Origin of the sequence: Aeromicrobium sp. HA, assembly GCF_027171405.1 — a bacterium.
GTDB lineage: Bacteria > Actinomycetota > Actinomycetes > Propionibacteriales > Nocardioidaceae > Aeromicrobium > Aeromicrobium tamlense.
This window is the reverse complement of record NZ_CP114372.1, coordinates 384346-402411: the sequence shown is the minus strand read 5'-3', so window position 1 is coordinate 402411 and position 18066 is coordinate 384346. Positions and strand designations below refer to the sequence as shown.

Sequence of the window (18066 nt, the reverse complement as noted above, 5' to 3'; positions counted from 1 at the left end):
CTCCTCAGTTCGTGGGTGACTCGCCCGGCTGCGGCTGGTCGGCGGGAGGCGCGTCCGAGCCGGAGTCCGGTCCGACGACGATACCGTCCTCGGGCCCGGCATCGGCGTGTGAGCCGTTGCGTGCCGGCACGACGATGGGCGGCTGCGTCGACGGCAGGCGGTTCTCGGAGCCGGTCCACGCGGGACGGATCTCGCGCATGGTGAGGGCCTCGAAGATGCGGGCGACCTGGGCCTTGTCGAGTGTCTCCTTCTCCATCAGCTCGCGCACCAGCGTGTCGAGGACCTCGCGGTTCTCCACGAGGATGTCGAACGCCTCCTGGTGGGCGTGCGCGATGAGGGCGGAGATCTCGTCGTCGATCGTCGCGGCGATCTCCTCGGAGTAGTTGCGCGAGTGGCCGATGTCGCGGCCGAGGAACGGCTGGCCGTTGTCCTCGCCGAAGCGGACGGCGCCGATGCGCTCGCTCATGCCGTACTGCGTGACCATCGCGCGGGCCAGGCTGGTGGCCTTCTCGATGTCGTTGCCCGCACCCGTGGTGGGGTTGTGGAACACGAGCTCCTCGGCGGCACGGCCACCGAGCATGTAGGCCAGCTTGTCGAGCAGCTCGGCGCGGGTCTGGCTGTACTTGTCCTCGTCGGGCAGCACCATCGTGTAGCCCAGGGCGCGACCACGCGGCAGGATCGTGATCTTGTGCACGGGGTCGCTCTGCGGCAGCGCCGCGGCCACCAGGGCGTGCCCGCCCTCGTGGTAGGCGGTGACGAGCCGCTCGTGCTCGTTCATGAGGCGCGTGCGCTTCTGCGGGCCCGAGATCACGCGGTCGATCGCCTCGTCGAGGGAGGCGTCGTCGATCGTGGTGGCCGAGCTGCGCGCCGTGAGCAGCGCGGCCTCGTTGAGCACGTTGGCCAGGTCGGCGCCGCTGAAGCCGGGGGTGCGGCGGGCGACGGCCTCGAGGTCGACGCCGGGCGCGATCGGCTTGCCCCGGGCGTGGACCTTCAGGATCTGGGTGCGTCCGGCCAGGTCGGGCGCCTCGACGGCGATCTGGCGGTCGAAGCGACCGGGGCGCAGCAGCGCCGGGTCGAGCACGTCGGGACGGTTGGTCGCGGCGATGAGGATGACGCCGCCGCGCACGTCGAAGCCGTCCATCTCGACGAGCAACTGGTTGAGGGTCTGCTCGCGCTCGTCGTGACCGCCGCCCATGCCGGTGCCGCGGTGACGGCCGACGGCGTCGATCTCGTCGATGAAGACGATCGCCGGGGCGTTGTCCTTCGCCTGCTCGAACAGGTCGCGCACGCGGCTGGCGCCGACGCCGACGAACATCTCGACGAAGTCCGAGCCGGAGATCGAGTAGAACGGCACGCCGGCCTCGCCCGCGACGGCGCGCGCCAGCAGGGTCTTGCCGGTGCCGGGAGGACCGTAGAGCAGCACGCCCTTGGGGATCTTCGCGCCGACGGCCTGGAACTTGGCGGGCTCCTGGAGGAACTCCTTGATCTCGCCGAGCTCCTCGATGGCCTCGTCGCAGCCGGCGACGTCGGCGAATGTGGTCTGCGGGGTGTCCTTGGTCATCAACTTCGCCTTGGACTTGGCGAACTGCATGACGCGGCCTCCGCCGCCCTGCATCGAGTTCATCAGCCACAGGAAGATGAGGATGAAGATGACGAACGGCAGGAAGCTCAGCAGCACCGAGAGGAGCGTGTTCTTCGGCGGGACCTTGACGTTGTAGGAGGTCATCTTGTCGTCGTTGACGAGCTCCTGGGCCTGCGTGACGAGCTGCGAGCCCTGGTCCTGGCCGAGCCAGGTGGCCTTGACCTTGTCCTCCTTGTCACCCTTCAGGGTGGCGCGGATCTCCTGGTCGCCGTCGACGAAGGTGACCTCCTTGACCTTCGCGTCGTCGAAGTAGCCCACCATCGTTGCCGTCTTGACCTCGCGGTAGCCGTCGGCCGAGCCGGAGAACGTCAGGACGCCGATGACCACGCCGGCGATCAGGATGATCCACAGCCACGGTCCCTTGAACACGCTCTTGATGTTCATGCCGCCTCGTCGTTCATGCAGGTCTGGTTCCGTCCGGTGCTCTCAGCCACGTGCTCAGGAGTACATGTGCTCAGCCAGTGTGCCGATGCTGCGCAAATTCCGGTACTTCTCGTCGTAGTCCAGTCCGTAGCCGATGACGAACGCGTTCGGGATGTCGAAGCCGACGTACTTGACGTCGACCGGCATCTCGAGGGCCTCGGGCTTGCGCAGCAGCGTGGCGATCTCGACCGACGCGGGGCCGCGGGACTTCAGGTTGGCCACGAGCCACGACAGGGTGAGGCCGGTGTCGATGATGTCCTCGACGATGAGGACGTGGCGTCCCTCGAGGTCGGTGTCGAGGTCCTTGAGGATCCGCACGACGCCCGACGACTTGGTGCCGGCGTAGGACGACACCGCCATCCAGTCGATCTCGACGTGGCGGTTCAGCTCGCGCGCGAGGTCGGCCATCACCATGACCGCGCCCTTCAGCACGCCGACGAGCAGGATCTCGCGGCCCTCGTAGTCGGTCTCGATCCGCCGGGCCAGCTCGGCCAGCCTCTCCTTGATCTGCTCCTCGGTGAAGAGCGTCTGGGTCAGGTCGAGGTCGGCTTCGACGTGCGAGGTGTCCACGGTGTCAGCGTGCCACAAGGGACGACATCGGGCGTCGCCTGGTGGCCGGGACGAACGATGAGGCATTCGGGCACCCCAGCGGGGCGAAAGGCCTCATCGTGCGTCGAGGAACCGGACCCCGCGGCCGTCGCGCACGGCGGTGACGTGACCGGGGAGCTCGATGCGCGTGCCGCCGCGGGCGTCGAGCAGGCCGTCGAGGGCCCGGGTGTGCGCGTGCGAGAGCTCGCCCGCCGCGGCGCCCGCGGCCACAGCGAGGCGTCGCCAGACGCGCATCCGCACCGCCGGGTCGAGGTCGGCGAACGCCGTCACGTCGTCGATCGCGCCCGACGGCGGCGCCTCGTCGCAGGCCATCGCGTCGAGCAGGTCGGCGTCGGCGCGCACGAGGTCGGCCGTGCGGGCGAGCGCCTCGGCCACTCCCCCGCCGAGCACCTCCTCCATGAGCGGCAGCAGCTCGTGGCGCACCCGCACGCGGCGGTAGGCGGGGTCGTCGTTGTGCGGGTCGTGCCACGGCTCGACGTCGTGCAGCGCGCAGATCCGCTCGGTCTCGGCGCGACGCAGCGCGAGGAACGGACGGCGCAGGGCTCCGCTGGCGGGCCGCATCCCGTCGATCGATCGCGGCCCCGAGCCGCGGGCGAGTCCCAGCAGGACCGACTCGGCCTGGTCGTCGAGCGTGTGGGCGAGCAGGATCGGAGCCCCGTCAGCCTCCGCGTGCAGGGCCCGATGGCGAGCCACGCGGGCGGCGTCCTCGGGTCCGCTGCCGAGGTCGCGGACCTCGACGCGGCACACCGTGGCGGGCAGGCCGAGGGCCTCGCACTGCGCGGCGGCGCGGGACGCGACCTCCGCCGACCCGTCCTGGAGGCCGTGGTCGACGACCACCGCGCGCGCGTCCAACCCGCGGCGGCGCACGAAGAACCCGGCGACCGCGGCCAGCGCGAGCGAGTCGGCACCGCCCGAGACCGCGACGACCGCACCGGGCGCGAGGTGCGGCTCGACGAGCCGGCGCGCCCGCGCCACGAGCGCGTCGAGGCGGCTCGTCGGTCGGTCCTCACCTTCGGGTGGTCTCACCGACCCAGCGTCTCAGCCGTGGACGCGGGAGACCCACGATTTCGGGTCGACGATCTCGGCCCGGGTGGGCAGGTGGGCGGCGTCGGCCCACACCGCGTCGAAGCCGTCCTTGCCGACCTGGTCGGTGACGGCGCGCACGAACTTGGCGCCGTCGCTGTACTGGCGCATCTTGGCCTCGTAGCCGAGCAGGCGGCGCAGCACCTTCGACAGGGCCGAGCCCGAGCCGCGGCGCTTCGTGAACTTGCGGCGGATCTCGGCGACGCTCGGCACGACCTCGGGACCGATGTCGTCCATCACCACGTCCGCGTGGCCCTCGAGCAGGGACATGAGGCCCGTGAGACCGTCGATGACCTCGCGCTGCTGCTCGTTCTGGAACAGGTCGGAGAGCGACTTGTCGGACTCGCCGCGGACGATGCGCACGAGCTCGGGCAGCGCCTCGGAGAGCATGTCGGTGACGGCTCCCCCGCCCACGTCGGTGGCGTCCATGAGCCGGGCCACCTGGGCCAGCATGTGGTCGCGCATCCAGGGCACGGCCGTGAACTGCGCGCGGTGCGTCTCCTCGTGGAGGCACACCCAGCGGCGGAAGTCGGTGGGGTCGACGCCGAGCTCGCGCTCGACGTGCACGACGTTGGGAGCCACCAGCAGGAGTCGGCCGGGGCCGTGCTCGCCCTCGGCGAACGGATCGAACTGGCCGAGCACCTTGCCGCCGAGGAACGCCACGATCGCGCCGAGCTCGGCGCCGGTGACGCGTCCGCCGACCGCACGCGGGATCCCGGTGGGCATCTTGCCCGCCGCCGCCAGCTTCTCGTCGAAGGGACCCATGAGGACCTCGAACGCGGCGAGGTTCGCGTCGGCCCAGCGCGGACGGTCGACCACGAGCACGGGCGTGGGGTACGCCGGGACGAGCCCGGTGAACTCGCGCACGGGCCCCTCGGCGATGCGCGAGGCCTCGCGGAGCTCGGCGACGACGTCCTCGACCTCGGCCGGGCTCAGGTCGGGTCCGGGCCGCATGAGGCGCCGGGCCGTGGAGCGCGCGACGTTCCAGTCGATCATGGCGTCCAACCTACGGCCTGCGCCCTCGCCCGGCCCGCCCTCACTTTCGGAACGGGATCCACGTGAATCCGGCGACAGACGGTGCATCCCGCTCCAAGAGTGGGGAGGGGGTAGGGCGCGGAGGGTCAGCGGGGGCCGACGTCGAGGACGCGCACGACGGGCTCGCCCTGCTCGTCGGAGGCGTCGAGGTCGACCTCGGCGGCGATGCCCCAGTCGCGGTCGCCCTCGGGGTCCTCGAAGACCTGGCGCACCTTCCACGTGCGGGTGCTGTCGTCCTCGACCATGAACAGCTCGGGCCCGCGGGCCGACGGGCCGGTGCCGAGCTCCTCGTACTCCTCCCGGTAGCCGAGCATCGCCTCGCGCCAGGCGAGCGCGTCCCAACCGTCCTCGGCGTCGAGCTCGCCGAGGGCCTCCCAGCGGCCGAAGGCGGCCAGCTCGACCCTGCGGAACATCGCGTTGCGGACGAGGACGCGGAACGCGCGGGCGTTGGCGGTGAGGGGGCGCGGCGTCTCGGCGCCGGTGGCCTGCGGACGCACGTCGGCCGGGTCCTCCCCGGGCGCGATGAGCTGCTCCCACTCGTCGAGCAGGCTCGAGTCGGTCTGGCGCACGAGCTCGCCGAGCCACTCGGTGAGGTCGGTCAGCTCGTCGTCGCGGACCGCCGTGGGCACGGTGCGGACCAGGGTCTTGTAGACGTCGGAGAGGTACCGCAGGACGAGGCCCTCGGACCGCGCGAGACGGTAGTCGGCGATGAGCTCGGAGAACGTCATCGCCCGCTCCCACATCTCGCGCACGACCGACTTCGGCCGCAGCTCGTGGTCGGCGACCCACGGGTGCCCCTGGCGGTACATCTCGTAGGCGGCCTCGAGCAGGTCGCGCAGCGGCTGCGGGTGCTCGACGTCCTCGAGGAGCTCCATCCGCTCGTCGTACTCGATGCCGTCCATCTTCATCTCGGCGACGGCCTCGCCGCGGGCGCGGAAGCGCTGGGCGCTGATGATGGGGCGCGGGTCGTCGAGCGTGGACTCGACCACCGAGACGACGTCGAGCGCGTAGGTGGGCGACTCGCGGTCGAGCAGGTCGAAGGCGGCCACCGCGAACGGCGAGAGCGGCTGGTTGAGCGCGAAGTTGGCCTGCAGGTCGACGGTGAGGCGCAGCGTGCGACCCTCGGCGTCGGGCGGGTCGATCCGCTCGACGACCTCCCCGGCCAGCAGCGCCTCGATGATGTGGTCGACCTGCGCGAGCAGTCGCTCCTGCGACTCCTCGGTCTCGCCGCTCTCGCGCACGAGGTGCTCCAGGGCGGCCCGCGCGTCACCGGGCCGGGTGATGACGTCGAGGACCATCGCGTGGCTGACCTTCATCCGCGAGTGCAGCGCCTCGGGCGTGCCGTTGACGAGGCGCTCGAACGTGCCGTGGCCCCACGAGACGAACCCCTCGGGGGGCTTCTTGCGCTGGATGCGCTTGAGCTTCTTCGGGTCGTCGCCGGCCTTGCGCACGAGCTTGGCGTTCTCGATCTCGTGCTCGGGCGCCTCGACGACCACGTGGCCGACGGTGTCGAACCCGGCCCGCCCGGCACGGCCGGCGATCTGCTGGAACTCGCGCACCTGGAGGTGTCGCTGACGGGTGCCGTCGTACTTGCTCAGCCCGCTGAACAGCACCGTGCGGATCGGCACGTTGATGCCGACGCCGAGCGTGTCGGTGCCGCACACGACCTTGAGCAGTCCCTGCTGCGTGAGGGTCTCGACGAGGCGGCGGTAGCGCGGCAGCATGCCCGCGTGGTGCACGCCGATCCCCATGCGGATCAGCCGCGAGAGCGTCTTGCCGAACGCCGAGGTGAAGCGGAAGTCGCCGAGCGCCTCGGCGATCGCGTCGCGCTCGGCGCGCGTGGCGACCTTGGCGCTGGTGAGCGCCTGCGCCCGCTCGAGCGCGGCGGCCTGTGAGAAGTGCACGACGTAGACCGGGGTCTGGTGCGTCTCGACGAGCTGCTCGAGCGTCTCGTGCACCGGCGTCGTGACGTACTCGCTGACGAGCGGGACGGGTCGCTCGACCGACGTGACCGCGACGGTCTCGCGGCCGGTGCGGCGGGCGAGGTCGGCCTCGAGGCGCGTGGTGTCGCCGAGCGTGGCGGACATCAGGAGGAACTGCGCGCGCGGCAGCTCGATGAGCGGCACCTGCCAGGCCCAGCCGCGCTCGGGGTCGGCGTAGAAGTGGAACTCGTCCATCACGACGAGGCCGATGTCGGCGTCCGCGCCCTCGCGCAGCGCCATGTTCGCGAGGATCTCGGCCGTGGCGGCGATGATCGGGGCGTCGGCGTTCACCGCGGCGTCGCCCGTGACCATGCCGACGTTCTCGGCGCCGAAGATCTCGCACAGGTCGAAGAACTTCTCGCTCACGAGCGCCTTGATCGGCGCGGTGTAGACGCTGCACTCGCCACGGGCGAGGGCGGCGCCCATCGCGGCGGTGGCGACGAGGCTCTTGCCCGAGCCGGTGGGGGTGGCGAGGACGACGTTCGAGCCGGCGACCATCTCGAGGATCGCCTCGTCCTGCGCCGGGTAGAGGGTCAGTCCGCGGTCCTCGACCCACTGCAGGATCGCCTCGTGGACGGCGTCGACGTCGTCGGTGGTGCCCGACGGGAGGCGGTCGACGAGGCGCGCCATCAGCGGGCCCCGCAGGCGCAGTCGGCCATCGCGACCGTCACGCGGTCGAGCGCGGCCTGGGTCTCGAACGGGTTGACCTGCTCGGTGTCGTCGGCCATCAGCGCGAACGCCACGGGCCGCCCGCCCGAGAGGGTGACCACCCCGGCGAGGGAGTGGACGCCCGTGAGCGTGCCGGTCTTCGCCCGGATGCGACCCCGTGCGTCGCCGGCGCGGTCGTAGCGGTTCTCGAGGGTGCCGCTGAAGCCGCCGACGGGCAGGCCGCTCAGCACCGACCCCAGGCGAGGGGTCGCCGCCACCTCGACCATCGTCTCGGCCAGGGTGCGCGCCGCGATGCGGTTCTTGCGCGACAGGCCGCTGCCGTCGTACAGCACGAGTCCCTCCGTCGTCACGCCCGCCTGCCGCAGGACCTGGCTCACCACCTTCGCACCCCCGGCGAACGAGCCGGGCTCCCCCGCCGCGATCGCGGCCTGACGCAGCAGCACCTCGGCGACCTCGTTGTCGGAGTCGGCGAGAAACTGCTCGACGATGCGCGAGAGCCGGGCGCTGCGGACGGCGGCCACGCGCGTCGCGTCCGCGGGCGCCTCGGCCTGCTGCGGCTCGCCCGTCACGTCGACCCCGCGCGCCCGCAGCAGCTCGGCGAAGCGGCGCGCGGCGTCGCCTGCCGGATCGGTGGAGCGGGCGGCGCCGACGCGGCCGCGGTCGATCCACAGCGAGCTGACCGGCGCGACGACCGCACCGACGTAGCCGTCCTCCCACGCCGGGCTCACGGACGGGCCGGAGAACAAGGAGACGTCGTAGCCGAGGCTGACCTGCTGGTCGCCGACCTGCTTCGCCGTGGCCGCGGCCAGGGTGGCGAGGTCGGCGCGCTCGACCGGTGAGCCCTTCGTCCGGACGTCGCTCAGGTAGGGGTCGCCGCCGCCGACCAGGACGAGCCGGCTGCCGTCGCGCACGACCGAGGTGGTGAAGGTGGCGTCGGGGCCCAGCTCGGCCAGGGCGCCGACCGCCGTGAGGACCTTGGTCGTGGAGGCCGGGACGTGGGCTCCGTCGGACTCGTCGGCCAGCACCGTGCCGTCGCGCGCGTCGAGGGCGACCAGGCTGGTGCGGCCGCCGAGCGCGTCGGAGCGGAGCGGACCCGCCACCGCGGCCTCCAGCTCGCCCGCCGTGATCGGACCCGAGCCGACCGAGGCCGCCCGCGCGGGGTCCGGCGAGGCGGGCTCCAGGCCCACGGGCGCGGTCACGAATTGCGGTCCGCACGGCCCGTCGCACAAGATGGGGTTCAGGTCGCCGCGGACGTACAGCCAGGTGATCGACGCCAGCGTCACGAGCACGAGCAGCGGCAGCACCCAGGCCGCATGCACTCTCTCCCCCCTGCGGGGACCACGGGCCGTCACGTGCGTCAGACTATGTGACACCCATCAAGACCAAGCCGGAGGAACCGTGTTCTTTGACGTCACCGTGGAGATCCCCAAGGGCGAGCGGAACAAGTACGAGCTCGACCACAAGACCCACCGCATCCGGCTGGACCGCACGCTCTTCACGTCGATGCAGTACCCGGCCGACTACGGCTTCATCGACAACACCCTCGGCAACGACGGCGACCCGCTGGACGCGCTGGTCATCCTGCCCTTCCCGACCTTCCCCGGCTGCGTCATCGAGTGCCGCGCGATCGGCATGTTCAAGATGACCGACGAGGCCGGCGGCGACGACAAGATCCTGTGCGTCCCCGCAGGCGACCCGCGCCACGACCACCTGCAGGACGTCACCGACGTGTCGGACTTCGACCTGCAGGAGATCGAGCACTTCTTCACCAGCTACAAGGACCTCGAGCCCGGCAAGTCCGTCGAGGAGGGGTCCGAGTGGGTCGGCCGCGAACAGGCCGAGGCCGAGATCAAGGCCAGCCTCGAGCGGTTCACGGCCAACGGCGGCTACTGAGCCGCCGGGTCCCTCCGGGGCCTGACCAGTCCGGCGAGCACGTCACCGAACACGTCCATGTCGACCTTCGGGTCGAGCGCGCGCAGGCCGCCCAGACCCGCGCCGAGCGCCAACAGGGCCGTGGCCACGTGCTCGACCGGCACCGTCGTCTCCAGGCCGGCGTCCTCCACGGTCGCCGAGATCAGCTGGGCGATGAGCCGACGCACCTCGCGGTGACGCTTCACCAGCTCGGACGCGACCCAGGGGTTGTGCCGCGCGACGGCGGCGAACTCCACCTCGAGCGCCGTCCAGCGCGGCTCGCCCAGACCCGATCGCGACCACTCGACGAAGCTCTTGAGGCGCGTCTCGATCGACGTGTCCTCGGTGAACATCTGGTGCACGAGGCGGATCTTCTCGGCGTGGATCGTGTCGAGCGCCGCCATGCAGAGCTCTTCTTTGCCGGCGAAGTTGGAGTAGACCGCACCCTTGGAGAAGCCGGCCTCGACGGCCACCTTGTCCAGCGACGTGCCGGAGTACCCGACGTCGAGGAACATCTCGGTGGCCACCTCGATGAGGCGTTCGCGCGTCTGCTGCTGACGCTCGGCCCGGCTCACTCTCGTCTGGGACACGGCTGGCTCCTTCGGTATTCGCATACCGATGGTATCTGAAACTCGGCGTCTGTCGCCCCCGGATCCCGAATCGACGCGCCGCTAGGGTCGGGCCCATGACCTCACGAGCCCTCTGGTCGGCGATCGAGAACCTGCACGGAGGCGTCTACTTCGCGCCCGAGTCGAAGGCGCGCTACGAGGCGATCGGCCTCAAGGGCTATTGGATGGGCTACTTCGCCAGCCGCTCCGCCGCCCTCGGCACGCCGGCCCCCGAGCTGGTGATCGCGACCTTCCACGGCTTCGCGCCGCGCCTCGTCGAACGCGCGCTGCCCGACGCGTGGCGCCTCGCCGACCGCGACCGCGTGCTCGAGGCCCGGTACTCCTTGGCGCGCGACCTGCTCGCGAACGTCGCGGACCAGGCCTCGGCCCTGGCCGCGAAGACCCGCAGCGTGCTGGACGGCGTCGACTGGGCCGGCAAGCCCCTGGCCGCCGCTCACGCCGGCCTGCCCGCCTCGGACGACCCCGTCGTCGACTTCTGGCAGTCCGTCACGGCGCTGCGCGAGTACCGCGGCGACTGCCACCTCGCGGTCCTGACCTCCGCGGGGCTGGGTGGCGCGGCCTCGAACGCGCTCGCCGTCGCCACCGGGTGGTCGTGGTTCGCCGACCAGCGCACGATGCGCGGCTGGACCGAGCAGGAGTGGGCCGAGGCGATCGCCGGACTCGTGACCCGCGGCTGGCTCGCGCCCGACGGCACCGCCACCGAGACCGGCACCGCCGCGCGCGCCCAGATCGAGGACGCCACCGACCGCGTCGTGGCCGCCGGCCTCGATCGCGAGGCCACGTCCCGGCTGCTGACCCTCGAGGACGACCTGGTCGCGATGGCGGGACAATGGGCAGATGATCACCCCGCCCTCGCAGGACGCACGCACCGCAGCTCGTGACCGCCTCGCCGCCCTGGCGATCCCCACGGGGGCGCTCGGCAGGCTCGGCGAGCTGGCGGTCTGGTGGTCCTCGGTGCGCGGCGAGGCGACGCCCGCTCCCCCGTCGCACGTGAGGGCGGTCGTCTTCGCCGGCGACCACGGCGTCGCGGCGCACGGCGTCTCGGCCTACCCGTCGGCCGTCACCGGCGCGATGGTGCGCGCGTTCGCGTCCGGCGTGGCCGGCACCTCGGTCCTCGCCCGCCAGCACGACGTGCACCTGCGCGTGCTCGACCTCGGCGTCGACGGCGACTTCCCCGACCTCGACCCCGCGATCGGCGCGTACAAGATCCGCCGCGGCACCGAGCCGTTCCACCTCGCCGACGCGATGACCCTCGGCGAGGCGCGCCGCGCGGTCGAGGCCGGCGCGGCGATCGCCGCCGAGGAGATCGCGGCCGGCGCCGACCTGCTGATCGGCGGCGACATGGGCATCGGCGACACCACCACCGCCGCGGTCCTCACCGCCGCGGTCCTGGGTCTGCCGGCCGTCGAGGTCGTCGGCCGCGGCACCGGTATCGACGACGAGGGCCTGCGGGTCAAGACCGAGGTCATCGACACGGCGCTGCGCCGCGCGCAGGACCGCACGGCCGATCCCATCGACCTGCTGAGCGCGATCGGCAGCCCCGACATCGCCGCCCAGGCCGGCTTCATCAGCGCGGCTGCGCAGGCCGGTGTCCCCGTGCTGCTCGACGGCGCGATCGCCACGGCCGCCGCGCTCGTGGCCGAGCGGCTGACGCCGGGCGTCGCCCCGTGGCTCGCCGCTGGTCACCGCTCCACCGAGGGCGCCCAGTGGCACGCCCTGAAGGACCTCGGCCTCGAGCCACTGCTCGACCTCGGCATGCGCCTGGGCGAGGGCTCGGGCGCCGTCACCGCGGTGCCGCTCGTGCGCTCGGCCGCCCTGCTGCTCTCGGACATGGCGCTCCTCTCCGAGATCCTGTGAGCCGGTTCGGGGACGCCGTCCGGCTGTCGGTCGGCACCTTCAGTGCCCTCCCCGTGCCGCCGCCGCGGCAGGTCGACCGCCGCACCGCAGGCATCGCGGTGGCGATCGCGCCGCTCGCGGTCGTTCCCGTCGGCCTGCTCGTGGCGCTCGTGGCGTGGGGCGGGCGCGAGCTCGGCCTGAACCAGCTCGTCGTCGGCGCCCTCGCGATCGGCTCCGGGGCCTGGGCGACCCGCGGCTTCCACCTCGATGGGCTCGCCGACACGACCGACGCGCTGGCCTCGTCCTACGACCGCGAGCGGGCGCTGACCGTCGCGCGCACCGGCGACGTCGGCCCCGCGGGAGCCGCCGCCCTCGTCCTGGTCCTGCTCGCGCAGGCCGCCGCCGCGGGCACGCTGATCGTGTGCTGGGAGCGAGGCTTCGTGGCCGTCGGCGTGCTGTGGTGCCTCGCCCGCGCGGGTGCCACCGTGGGCCTGCGGCACGGAGTGCCGGCCGCCCGCCAGGACGGCATGGGCGCCACCTTCGCCGGCAGCGTGCGCCCCCTCGCACTCGCGACCGTCTGGCTCCTCGTCGCTGTCGCCGGCGCGGCCGTCACGGGGCTCACCGACGCCACCGTGGCGCAGGGGCTCATCGCCGTCGCGGCCACGCTGCTCGTGGTCCTCCTGCTGGTCGCCCACGTCGCGCGTCGCCTGGGTGGCATCATCGGCGATGCGGTGGGCGCCTCGGTCGAGGTCGCCCTCGCTGTCCTCCTGATCGGCTTCTCGGCGGTGATCGCATGACCTTCCTCGGCCCCGACGGCCAGCCACGCTGCGACTGGGCGGGCAGCGCGCCCGGCTTCGTGGAGTACCACGACACCGAGTGGGGCTTCCCCGTCGCCGACGACGTGCGGCTGTTCGAGAAGTTCTGCCTCGAGGGGTTCCAGTCGGGGCTGTCGTGGCGCACGATCCTGGACAAGCGCGAGAGCTTCCGGGCGGCGTTCGCGGGCTTCGACCTCGACACCGTGGCCGGGTTCGACGAGTCCGACGTCCTGCGGATGCTGGCCGACGCCGGCATCGTGCGGCACCGCGGCAAGATCGAGGCGGCGATCAACAACGCCGGCCGCGCGCTCGAGCTGGTCGAGTCCGAGGGCTCGCTCGCGGCGTTCGTCTGGCGTCACGAGCCCGACCCCGCCGAGATCCCCGCGCCGCAGACGCTCACCACCTCGCCCACCGCGATCGCCCTGTCGAAGGACCTCAAGAAGCGCGGCTGGAAGTTCGTCGGCCCGACCACGGTCTTCTCGTTCATGCAGGCGATGGGCCTGGTGAACGACCACGCGCACGACTGCGTCGTACGGGCCAGCGTCGCCGCCGCGCGCGACTCCTTCACGCCTCCGGCCTGAGCGCGGCCTCGCGCGCCGAGCCCGGCGCGGGTCAGAGGCGCAGGACGCGGCCCGAGACGACGAGGAGGACCTCGTCGCAGTCCATCGCGAAGCGCTGGTTGACCTTGCCGAGGAGGTCGCGGAAGAGGCGCCCGGAGCGGTGCTCGGGCACGACGCCCCAGCCGACCTCGTTCGTCACCACGACGACGTCCTCCCCGTGCGCGGTCATGGCCTGCGCGGCGCGCTCGACGCGCAGCCAGAACTCGGGCTCCCAGTCGTCGAGGGTCTGGTCCCAGCCGTCGAGCTCGCTGACCAGGGCGGTCACCCACGTGCCGAGGCAGTCGATGATCACCGTGTCGTCGGTCATCGCGATCGCGCGCTCGAGGTCGGCGGTCTCGACCGTCTTCCAGTGGGCGGGACGCCGGCTGCGGTGCGCCTCGACCCGGGCCGCCCAGTCGGGGTCGAACTCCGGATCGGGGGCCGGACCGGGGGCGATGTACGTGACGTCGGGGGCCGCGACGACGAGCGACTCGGCATGGAACGACTTGCCCGAGCGCACGCCTCCGGTGATGAGGGTCCTCACCCTCGCAGCCTAGTCCCGTCCGGTGCCGCGACGGTCAGCCCTGATCGAACACGGAGTCGAACGAGGCGGTCGGCGGCTCGAAGTCGAAGCGCTTGAGGAACCCCAGCGCCTCCGGGGCGCCGCGGAGGCGGTCCATGCCCGCGTCCTCCCACTCCACCGAGATCGGGCCGTCGTAGCCGATGCGGGCGAGTGCGCGGAACGCGTCCTCCCACGGCACGTCGCCGCGACCCGTGGAGACGAAGTCCCAGCCGCGGCGCTGGTCGCCCCACGGCAGGTGCGACGAGAGGATGCCGTTCCTGCCGCCGCCCATCCGCATCCGGATGTCCTTGCAGTCCACGTGATAGATCCGGTCGGCGAAGTCGCTGATGAACGCGACGGTGTCGATCCCCTGCCACACCATGTGGCTGGGGTCCCAGTTGAGGCCGAACGCCTCGCGGTGGCCGATCGCCTCCATCGCCCGCACCGTCGACCAGTGGTCGTAGGCGATCTCGGACGGGTGGACCTCGTGCGCGAATCGCACGCCGCACTCGTCGAAGACGTCGAGGATCGGGTTCCAGCGGTCGGCGAAGTCCTGGTAGCCGGCCGCGATGCGCTCGGCGGGGACCGGCGGGAACATCGCCACGTACTGCCAGATCGACGAGCCCGTGAAGCCCACCACGACGTCGACGCCCATCCGCTGCGCAAGGCGCGCGGTGTGCTGCATCTCCTCGGCCGCGCGCCGGCGGACGCCCTCGGGGTCACCGTCGCCCCACACGCGCGGGCCCACGATCGAGCGGTGCCGGTCGTCGATCGGGTCGTCGCAGACCGCCTGGCCCTTCAGGTGGTTCGAGATCGCCCAGCAGCCGAGCCCGTGGCGGCGCAGGATCTCCAGGCGCCCCTCGACGTACTCGTCGTCGTCCCAGCGCCACGCGTCGAGGTGCTCGCCCGACACGGCGATCTCGAGACCGTCGTACCCCCAGCGCGCCGCGAGCTCCGCGACCTCCTCGAGGGTGAGGTCGGCCCACTGGCCCGTGAAGAGGGTGAAGCGCTTGCCCATGGTGTCTCCTTCGATGATCAGGATCGCGCGAGCTCGACCGTGCCGCGGCCCGCCACGGCGCTGCGCTCGATCGCGTCGAGCACCCGCTGCACCGCGAGCCCGTCCTCGAACGACGGTGTCGGGTCGACGCCCGCGGCGATCGCGGACAGGAACCCGGCGGCCTGCGTCGTGAACGTGTGGTCCCATCCCAGCACGTGGCCCGGCGGCCACCAGGCGGCGAGGTGCGGGTGGTCGGGCTCGGTCACGAGGACGCGCGTGCGGCCCTGGCCCGTGTCGACCCACAGCTCGTTGAGGCGCTCGAGGTCGAAGGCGACCGAGCCACGGGAGCCGTAGACCTCGATCTGCAGCGCGTTCTTGCGGCCCGCGGCCATCCGGCTGACCTCGAGGCTGACGACGGCGCCACGGCTCGTGCCGAGCAGCGCCCACGCGGCGTCGTCGACGGTCACGTCCTCCGGGCCGGCGGGTCCGGGACGCGACCCGACGAAGGTCTCGAGGCGGCCCGAGACGCTCGCGATCTCGTCGGCGAGCAGGAAGCGGACCTGGTCCACGACGTGCGAGCCGAGGTCGCCGAGCACACCGGACCCGGCCTGCTCCTTGCGCAGCCGCCACGTCATCGGCGCGTCGGGGTCGACGAGCCAGTCCTGGAGGTAGGACGCCCGGACCTGGCGGACCTCGCCGATCCGGCCCTCGGCGACGATCTCGCGGGCGAGCGCCAGCGCGGGCACGCAGCGGTAGTTGAACCCCACCATCGAGCGCACCCCGCGCGAGCGCGCCTCCTGCGCCGCGGCGACGAGCTCGACGGACTGGTCGATCGTGTTGGTGAGCGGCTTCTCGACCACCACGTGCTTGCCGGCGCGCAGGGCGGCCAGCGCGATCTCGTGGTGGAGGTGGCCGGGCGTGCAGACGTCGACGACGTCCACGTCGTCGCGGGTCACCACGTCGCGCCAGTCGGTGGCCCACTCGCGCCAGCCCAGCTGGTGCGCGGCGCCGCGCACGGCGGACTCGTCGCGACCGACGAGGACCTGCTGGGTCACGGCGGGAAGGTCGGGGTGGAACGCGCCGACGTTGCGCCAAGCGTTGGAGTGGGCCCGGCCCATGAAGGAGTAGCCGATGACGGCCACCCGCAGCTCGCGCGCGCTCATCACGCCGCCTCCGTCCGGGTCAGGTCACGCAGGAACGCGAGACCGTCGCGGGCGAGGTCGTCCTGCGTGGGCGCGAGCGGGCGCCAGATCGAGGCCGCCGTCGCGATGGAGGCGTTCTCGGCGGTGAAGCTCTCGATGACGAGTGGGCCGGTGTGCCCGACCTCGTCGAGGGCGGCGATCAGGGCCGGCCAGTCGGTCTGGTCGCCTCCGGGTGCGCCGCGGTCGCTGCCGCAGACCTGCACGTGCACGAGGTGCTCGCCGGCCGCCCGGACCGCGTCCGCGCTGGACCGCTCCTCGATGTTCAGGTGGTAGGTGTCCAGGGCGAGGCCCAGCGACGGGCCGAGCAGGCCGTCGAGTCCCTCGAGCGCCTGGGCCACGGTGTTGACGAGCGAGGTCTCGTAGCGGTTGAGCGGCTCGATGCCGATCCGCACGCCGCTCTCGGCCGCGTGCTCGACGACCGGTGCGAGGTGCTCGCGCCACTGCGCGTAGGCGGACCGCCGCTCGTCCGGGGTCATCCGCCACGTGCGGCCGGTGGCCGCGTAGAACGGTCCGCAGACCGCGGCCGCGCCGATGCCGGAGGCGAGGTCGACGCAGCCACGCAGGTAGTCCTGCGTCGCCGCGACCGCCGCGCCGTCGGCCTCCACGAGGTCGCGTCCGGGAGCCATGGCGCCCACGACGAGCGGCACCAGCCCGGTGCGCTCCAGCACCGGCCCGACGACGTCGGGCGTCAGGTCGCCGAGTCCCTCGAGCGGGAGCTCGACCGCGTCGAAGCCGAGCGCGGCGACGTGCTCCAGGCGGGCCTCCACCGTGGCGTCGGTGAGCGGGGACTGCCAGACCCACGTGTTGATGCCGATGCTGCGCACAAGAGCTCCTGTCGAGAGGGACGGGGTGGGCCGGGTGGCGGCGGGTCGCCGCCACCCGGTCACGGTCAGCGGTCCTGCCAGGCCTTCGGGAAGCCCGGGAGGTCCTCGCCGCCGAACTTGGCGTAGTGCCCGTCGGGCATGCCGTCGTTCGCCTTCAGGTAGTCCGCACGGTCGTCCTCGGTGATCGGCGACTGGGGCAGCACCCACTCGGTCGGCACCTCCTCGCCCGCGAAGATCTTCTGCACCGCCAGCAGCGGGGTGCGCCACTGGAAGTTCGAGTAGACCGGCGCGAGTCCGGTCAGACCGGTCTCCTCCCACTTGCGCAGGAAGCTCATCTCGTCCTCACCGGTCATGACCGGGTAGTCCTTGCCGGCGTCCTCGAAGGCCTCGATCGCGGCGACGGCACCGTCACCGGCGTCCATCCAGACGCCCTTGATGTCGTCGGAGTTGATCGCGTCGGTGATGATCTGCTTGATCTTCGTCGGGTCGGCGTCCGTGAACTGGTCGTCGGCCTCGATGTCGTTCTCCTCGAAGATCTTCTCGGCGGCGGCCCAGCGGGTCTCCAGGACGTCGACGCCGGGCAGGATGCGCAGCGCGACGACCTTGTCGCCCTTCTCGAGGTTGTCGACCAGGAACTCGGCCGTGTCGATGCCCCACGCGTAGCCACCGATCGGGTGGATGAACGACGTGGCGCAGTCGGTGTCGACGCCACGGTCGAACACGACGACCGGCTTGCCCGTCTCACAGGCGCGCTCGACGGCCGGGGTCATCGCCGCGGTCGAGTTCGGCGAGATGATGAAGGCGTCGCAGTTGCCCTCCTTGATGAAGTAGTCGATGTCCGCGATCTGCGTGTCGTCGGAGTCCTGCGCGTCGCGGGTCTCCATCTGCGAGACGACGCCCTCGTCCTGGAGCACCTTCAGCTGCTGCTGCATCGTGATCCAGCCGGTCTGGCGCCACGGGTTGCTGATCGAGGCGTTGGCGAAGCAGACCTTCTTGGCGCCCTCGGACTTGAACTTCGAGGTGTCCGTCATGTCACCGTCGATGTACTGCAGCCACGGGGTCGCGGCGTCTCCCTCGAACGTCGCGCTGCGCTGCTCGTTCTGGCGGTCGAAGTCCGCCTGCACGAACCACTCGGTGTCCTTCGAACCCGAGTCGTCGTCGCCCGCGTCGGACACGTCGTCCGTGCTGCAGGCAGCGAGTACCAGCACGGCCGCGGCCGACACGAGTACCCCTCTCATCGATGCTCGC

The 18066-nt window shown here is 72.1% G+C and carries 17 protein-coding genes; 5 read left to right on the top strand and 12 right to left on the bottom strand.

The window, feature by feature from the left end:
- Positions 1-4: 4 nt before the first annotated feature.
- The 6 genes from ftsH to dacB all read right to left on the bottom strand — a co-directional run bounded on the left by ftsH (position 5) and on the right by dacB (position 8762).
- Entirely contained in the window at positions 5-2026 is a 2022-nt protein-coding gene (gene ftsH / locus O3S82_RS01990) for an ATP-dependent zinc metalloprotease FtsH (RefSeq protein ID WP_179426623.1), read from the bottom strand.
- Positions 2027-2080: 54 nt separating this feature from the next.
- On the bottom strand, positions 2081-2635 hold the full coding sequence (hpt, locus tag O3S82_RS01985) for a hypoxanthine phosphoribosyltransferase (protein ID WP_269305161.1): 555 nt from the start codon (positions 2633-2635) through the stop codon (positions 2081-2083).
- 93 nt (positions 2636-2728) lie between these two features.
- On the bottom strand, positions 2729-3700 hold the full coding sequence (gene tilS, locus O3S82_RS01980) for a tRNA lysidine(34) synthetase TilS (protein WP_269305159.1): 972 nt from the start codon (positions 3698-3700) through the stop codon (positions 2729-2731).
- A gap of 12 nt (positions 3701-3712) precedes the next feature.
- Positions 3713-4753, bottom strand: coding sequence for a zinc-dependent metalloprotease (locus O3S82_RS01975; RefSeq protein ID WP_179426627.1), 1041 nt, complete (start codon positions 4751-4753; stop codon positions 3713-3715).
- A gap of 125 nt (positions 4754-4878) precedes the next feature.
- Positions 4879-7404 carry a DEAD/DEAH box helicase gene (locus tag O3S82_RS01970; protein WP_179426629.1) on the bottom strand — a complete coding sequence of 842 codons (2526 nt, stop codon included), beginning with the start codon at positions 7402-7404 and terminating at the stop codon, positions 4879-4881.
- Entirely contained in the window at positions 7404-8762 is a 1359-nt protein-coding gene (gene dacB, locus O3S82_RS01965) for a D-alanyl-D-alanine carboxypeptidase/D-alanyl-D-alanine endopeptidase (RefSeq protein ID WP_269305157.1), read from the bottom strand. The genes O3S82_RS01970 and dacB overlap by 1 nt, the downstream gene beginning before the upstream one ends.
- Positions 8763-8841: 79 nt before the next feature.
- On the opposite strand from dacB, the gene O3S82_RS01960 reads away from it, so the two are divergent.
- The gene (locus O3S82_RS01960) at positions 8842-9336 is read left to right on the top strand and encodes an inorganic diphosphatase (RefSeq protein ID WP_179426633.1); all 495 of its coding nucleotides are present in this window, start codon (positions 8842-8844) and stop codon (positions 9334-9336) included.
- Here the strand turns inward: O3S82_RS01960 and O3S82_RS01955 are convergent.
- On the bottom strand, positions 9330-9944 hold the full coding sequence (locus tag O3S82_RS01955) for a TetR/AcrR family transcriptional regulator (protein WP_269305154.1): 615 nt from the start codon (positions 9942-9944) through the stop codon (positions 9330-9332). The genes O3S82_RS01960 and O3S82_RS01955 overlap by 7 nt on opposite strands.
- 95 nt (positions 9945-10039) lie before the next feature.
- On the opposite strand from O3S82_RS01955, the gene O3S82_RS01950 reads away from it, so the two are divergent.
- Genes O3S82_RS01950 through O3S82_RS01935 form a run of 4 tightly spaced genes read left to right on the top strand, consistent with a single transcriptional unit; the run spans position 10040 to position 13215 of the window.
- On the top strand, positions 10040-10864 hold the full coding sequence (locus O3S82_RS01950; RefSeq protein ID WP_269305153.1) for an SCO6745 family protein: 825 nt from the start codon (positions 10040-10042) through the stop codon (positions 10862-10864).
- Positions 10821-11840, top strand: a complete 1020-nt coding sequence (cobT, locus tag O3S82_RS01945; protein WP_269305151.1) for a nicotinate-nucleotide--dimethylbenzimidazole phosphoribosyltransferase — start codon at positions 10821-10823, stop codon at positions 11838-11840. The genes O3S82_RS01950 and cobT overlap by 44 nt, the downstream gene beginning before the upstream one ends.
- On the top strand, positions 11837-12616 hold the full coding sequence (locus O3S82_RS01940) for an adenosylcobinamide-GDP ribazoletransferase (protein ID WP_269305149.1): 780 nt from the start codon (positions 11837-11839) through the stop codon (positions 12614-12616). The genes cobT and O3S82_RS01940 overlap by 4 nt, the downstream gene beginning before the upstream one ends.
- Entirely contained in the window at positions 12613-13215 is a 603-nt protein-coding gene (locus O3S82_RS01935) for a DNA-3-methyladenine glycosylase I (RefSeq protein ID WP_269305147.1), read from the top strand. Before O3S82_RS01940 ends, O3S82_RS01935 begins: the two co-directional genes overlap by 4 nt.
- Positions 13216-13246: 31 nt before the next feature.
- On the opposite strand, the gene O3S82_RS01930 is transcribed toward O3S82_RS01935, so the two are convergent.
- From O3S82_RS01930 to O3S82_RS01910, 5 genes are all read right to left on the bottom strand, one after another.
- Positions 13247-13777, bottom strand: coding sequence for a bifunctional adenosylcobinamide kinase/adenosylcobinamide-phosphate guanylyltransferase (locus O3S82_RS01930; protein WP_179426643.1), 531 nt, complete (start codon positions 13775-13777; stop codon positions 13247-13249).
- A gap of 34 nt (positions 13778-13811) precedes the next feature.
- The gene (locus tag O3S82_RS01925; RefSeq protein WP_269305144.1) at positions 13812-14813 is read right to left on the bottom strand and encodes a sugar phosphate isomerase/epimerase family protein; all 1002 of its coding nucleotides are present in this window, start codon (positions 14811-14813) and stop codon (positions 13812-13814) included.
- 17 nt (positions 14814-14830) lie between these two features.
- Positions 14831-15955, bottom strand: a complete 1125-nt coding sequence (locus O3S82_RS01920) for a Gfo/Idh/MocA family protein (RefSeq protein ID WP_269305142.1) — start codon at positions 15953-15955, stop codon at positions 14831-14833.
- The gene (locus tag O3S82_RS01915; RefSeq protein WP_269305140.1) at positions 15955-16818 is read right to left on the bottom strand and encodes a sugar phosphate isomerase/epimerase family protein; all 864 of its coding nucleotides are present in this window, start codon (positions 16816-16818) and stop codon (positions 15955-15957) included. The genes O3S82_RS01920 and O3S82_RS01915 overlap by 1 nt, the downstream gene beginning before the upstream one ends.
- Before the next feature lie 65 nt (positions 16819-16883).
- Entirely contained in the window at positions 16884-18056 is a 1173-nt protein-coding gene (locus O3S82_RS01910) for a substrate-binding domain-containing protein (protein WP_218845927.1), read from the bottom strand.
- Positions 18057-18066 lie beyond the last annotated feature (10 nt).